Origin of the sequence: Skermanella aerolata KACC 11604 (genome assembly GCF_000936425.1) — a bacterium.
GTDB classification, from domain to species: Bacteria; Pseudomonadota; Alphaproteobacteria; order Azospirillales; family Azospirillaceae; genus Skermanella; species Skermanella aerolata.
The window spans coordinates 1-536 of sequence record NZ_AVFK01000202.1 but is presented as its reverse complement, the minus strand read 5'-3'; the positions used below and the strand labels follow the sequence as shown (position 1 = coordinate 536).

Genomic DNA, 536 nt, shown 5'->3' with positions numbered 1-536 from the left:
GACTCCGCAAGTAGTGGCGAGCGAACGCGGACCAGGCCAGTGGTCACGAGGAGATAACCGGAACCGTCTGGAAAGTCGGGCCGTAGCGGGTGACAGCCCCGTACGGGTAATGCTCTTCGTGATCCTCGAGTAGGGCGGGACACGTGAAATCCTGTCTGAACGTGGGGGGACCACCCTCCAAGCCTAAGTACTCCTCAGTGACCGATAGTGCACCAGTACCGTGAGGGAAAGGTGAAAAGCACCCCGACGAGGGGAGTGAAACAGACCTGAAACCGGATGCCTACAAGCAGTCGGAGCGGCCCTGTGCCGTGACGGCGTACCTTTTGTATAATGGGTCAGCGACTTAAAGTATGCAGCGAGCTTAAGCCGGTAGGTGGAGGCGCAGCGAAAGCGAGTCTGAACAGGGCGCTTGAGTTGCATGCTTTAGACCCGAAACCTGATGATCTAGCCATGGGCAGGTTGAAGGTGCGGTAACACGCACTGGAGGACCGAACTCACGCCTGTTGAAAAAGTCGGAGATGACCTGTGGCTAGGGG

1 rRNA gene is annotated in these 536 nt (G+C 57.8%); it reads left to right on the top strand.

The features are described 5' to 3' along the window. Positions 1 to 536, top strand: a 23S ribosomal RNA gene (locus tag N826_RS39215); the annotation flags it as partial.